Origin of the sequence: Candidatus Chloroploca asiatica, assembly GCF_002532075.1 — a bacterium.
GTDB classification, from domain to species: Bacteria; Chloroflexota; Chloroflexia; order Chloroflexales; family Chloroflexaceae; genus Chloroploca; species Chloroploca asiatica.
Genome location: NZ_LYXE01000147.1, coordinates 1 through 3,974, shown reverse-complemented (window position 1 = coordinate 3,974; position 3,974 = coordinate 1). Strand labels below are relative to the sequence as shown.

The window sequence follows — 3,974 nt, the reverse complement described above, 5'->3', positions numbered from 1 at the left end:
CCGGTGTAGGGGCACCCCTTGCGGGTGCCCTTGCGGGTGCCCTTGCGGGTGCCCTTGCGGGTGCCCTTGCGGGTGCCCTTGCGGGTGCCCGTTGTTGCCGGGGGCCGCCGTTTGCGCCGCTGGTTGCATGCACATGCTGCCACATAGCGCGTATGGTTGTATCCGGTTTCGTATGATGCAATCAAAGCTTCCCGGAAGCTTTAAGCCTACCCCGTATTTTTTAACCCCGCTGCAATGCCATTGATTGACATAAGAATGGCCGTTTCGAGATCATCCTGCTCATCGTCGGGGGGATTGGCGCGGAGGCGACGCAGCACTTCGATCTGAATGTAGCTGAGCGGATCAATATAGGGGTTGCGTTGCTGGATGGCGCGTTGCAAGACAGGTTGCGCATCGAGGGGGGCGTTGATCTGGGCGACGAGGCAGATCTGGCGGATCGTGGTTGCGTATTCGTGCTGAATGATGCTGTGAATGGCCTGGGCGAGGGTGGGGTCACTGACGAGGGCGGCGTAGCGACGGGCGATGTCCATATCGGCTTTGGTGATGATCAACTGGGCATTGTCGAGCAGCGTGGTAAAGAAGGGCCATTGCTGATACATGTCGCGTAGCAACGTGAGGCGATCCTCGCCTCCAGACGCAAAGGCGGCCAGTGCACTGCCCAGCCCATACCAACCCGGCAGTGTGTGCCGACTCTGCATCCAGCTAAAGACCCATGGAATAGCGCGCAGATCTTCGATCCGGTTGCTGTTGCGTCGCGAAGCCGGCCGTGAGCCAATCCGCAGGCGACTGATTTCGGTAATTGGGGTGGCCGAGCGAAAATAGTCATAAAAACGCGGATCATCATAGATCAGACTACGGTAGGCATCACGTCCTGCGGCCGCAATCCCCTCCATGACCGTGATCCATCCGGGTTCGGGTGGGCGCAGGACTTCGGCAAAACCAGCACGCATCACCGCATTGACGACCTGTTCAAGATGCCGGGTCGCGGTACGCGGATCGAGATAACGATCCGAAATCATCTCGCCCTGATCAGTCATTTTGATCTGGCCGCGCAAGGTTCCCGGCGGCTGCGACAGGATCGCCTGGCCCGCCGGACCGCCGCCGCGCCCGACGGCACCGCCACGCCCGTGGAAGAGGCGCAAGCGCACGCCATAGCGGTCGGCAACCTCGGTTAGTTCGACCTGGGCGCGATAGAGCGCCCAGTTGGCCGCGACAAACCCACCCTCTTTGTTGCTATCGGAATAGCCAAGCATCACCTCCTGGCACTGCCCGCGCAAACGCAGGTGATCGCTGTAGACGGGCAGGGGCATCAAATTAGCGAAGAGCCGGGGGGCATATTCAAGATCGGCCCCTGTTTCAAAGAGGGGTACCACATTGAGGCGACTGTAGACCCCGGGTCGATAGAGGCCAGTTTCGCGACAGAGCAGCAAGACGCCCAGGAGGTCGCTGACGCTGGCGGTGGTGCTGAGCACATAGGTATCAATGACCTCGCCGTCGAGTTGCTCGAGGATCGCGGCCAGCGTGCGCAGCGTCTGGATAAGCTCAGCCGTCTCGGGGGTATACCCGGTGAGCCGGGCCGGCGTCAGGGGGCGTGTACTGGCAATTTCGCTGGTCAAGAGCGCAATCTTGGCCGCTTCCTCCAGACTGGTGTAATCAGCGCAGATCCCGGCCCTGGCAAAGATCTCGGTGAGGGCACTGAGGTGGCGTTCGCTGTGCTGTCTGATATCGAGCGTTGCCGTATGCAGGCGAAAGATCGCCACCGTAGCCATCACATCACGCAACAGGCCATCGGCGACCAACTCGCCCCCATTGGCCCAGAGACTCGCATAGATAATGCGCAGATCATCAAGCAATTCGGCACTACGATGATAGACCGTCGGCGGGGGCAAGGTCGGCGGATCGCTCGCCCATTGCAACTCGTGGTGCAGCGTATGGGCAAGCGTATGTTCGAGGCGCGTGCGGATCAACTGGCAGAGGCGTCGGTAGGGTTCACGACTATGATGCGGGCTAATTGTACCAGCTTCAGCCGGAAAGAGCCGGATATAGTGAGCGATCCGCTCATCAACGCCCTGACTCACACTCGTCTGGGTCAGGGACTGACTCAATTCAGTAAAGAGCGCATCGATCTGACGGATAAGATGTCTGAGCATCGAGGCCCGCATCCGGCGCACCGTATCAACCGTGACGCTGGAGGTCACAAACGGATTGCCATCGCGATCACCGCCCATCCAACTGCCAAAGCGCAGCAACGGCGGCAATGACCAGGGATGCTCGGGATAATGCTCGGCCAGCGCACGTGCCATGGCGCGATGGATCTGCGGCAACAGATCATAGAGCGTCGTCTGAAAATAGAAGAGGCCATTTTCGACCTCGTCGACGACCGACGGTTTATGCAAGCGGACATCATCACTCTGCCAGAGGCCAATAAGCTCGCGCTCGATGCGGGTAAGGATCGCCCCGCGCTCTTCAGGCGGCAACAGGCGTTCACCGAGACTCAGATCGAGCAGACCATCAAAAATCCGGCGGAGCTTGATCAGCGTCGTACGGCGCCGTGACTCGGTGGGGTGCGCCGTAAGCACAGGCATAATCAGCGCCCCATCGAGCCAGCGTTGCAGCGCCTCGGCGGTCACACCGTGCCCACGGAGCTCGGCGACGGCAGCGGCAATGCTCTCGGTGCGTGGTGCGGGTGCGGCACGCAGGTCGCGTTCGCGGAGAACGCGGAGGCGTTCGACGGCCTCGGCGAGATTGACCAGCCCGAAGTAGAGGGTAAACGCCTTGGTGAGCCCGTGCAACTCACTCACTGACAGACTGGCGATGAGCTCCTGCAACTCCTGGACGAGGCGTTCATCGCCCGAGGCGCGCAACTCTTTGGTCATCCGGCGCACCCGTTCTTCGAGGGCAAAGGCTGCGGCCCCACTTTGATCGGTCAAAACACGCCCAAGCGCATTGCCGAGGGCGCGAATATTGCTAGAGAGCGGATCGCGTTGATCTGATGCGTGCGAGGGTTGAGCACTGGTCATAGAGGCAGACCCCTGAGCTATTCACCACCTTCAGCAACCATATCTTCGACGTGGGCATTATCATTAAAGCGCAGCAAACGCCAGCCATTGCGCCCCAGGCGCAACTCGGTGAGCGAGCCATTATCGAGCCACATACGGCCAAAATTCGCCAGATCGAGTCCAATCACATGGCAGAGCAACGCACGGATCGTGCCCCCGTGCGAAACCGCAACAACCACCTCATCGGGCTTATGCTGCTCTTGGATCTGATTGAGCGCCTCGAGCGCACGTGCCTGGAGTTGCGCATAGCTCTCGCCGCCGAGTCGCACGGTACGGGCGGGATCGCGCCGATACTCGGCCATATGATCGGGAAAGCGCCGATAGAGTTCCTCGGGGGTCAACCCCTCCCACTGACCAACATCAATCTCGCGCAACTGAGGCATGGCCACCGGTGTCTGCCCGATGACTGCGCCAATCAGCTCAGCGCTCTCCCAGGCGCGGGCAAGATCGCTACTATAGAGTGCGGTCACCCCATAGCGAGCGACGCGATCCGCCGCACGCCGCGCCTGTTCGCGACCACGTTCATTCAGGGGCACCTGACCCTGGCCCTGATATTGAAGGGTGACATTCCACGGCGTTTCGCCGTGGCGCACAAGAATCAGCCGCATGATATTGTCTCTCTTCTTGATCGTCTCGAGGGAGGCAATGTGGTGCCAGCGTGGCGTTGAGATCCTGCGCTGGCAACGTGTGCCAGGATACCATCTTCGTTCGCATTGTGCAACCATACCTAGCATAGTTTGTAGGGCGATTGCATCATACGAAATCGGATACAACGGGGCACCCGCCAGGGGTGCCCGTACCGGGGTGGGGCACCCGCCAGGGGTGCCCGTACCGGGGTGGGGCACCCGCCAGGGGTGCCCGTACCGGGGCGGGGCACCCGCCAGGGGTGCCCGTACCGGGGCGGGGCACCCGCCA

The 3,974-nt window shown here is 61.0% G+C and carries 2 protein-coding genes; both read right to left on the bottom strand.

From position 1 onward, the window contains the following. Positions 1-206 precede the first annotated feature (206 nt). Entirely contained in the window at positions 207-3,020 is a 2,814-nt protein-coding gene (gene ppc / locus A9Q02_RS18085; protein ID WP_097654483.1) for a phosphoenolpyruvate carboxylase, read from the bottom strand. 17 nt (positions 3,021-3,037) lie between these two features. Next, complete coding sequence (locus A9Q02_RS18080) at positions 3,038-3,667, bottom strand: histidine phosphatase family protein (RefSeq protein WP_097654482.1); 630 nt, start codon at positions 3,665-3,667, stop codon at positions 3,038-3,040. Between the last annotated feature and the right edge of the window lie 307 nt (positions 3,668-3,974).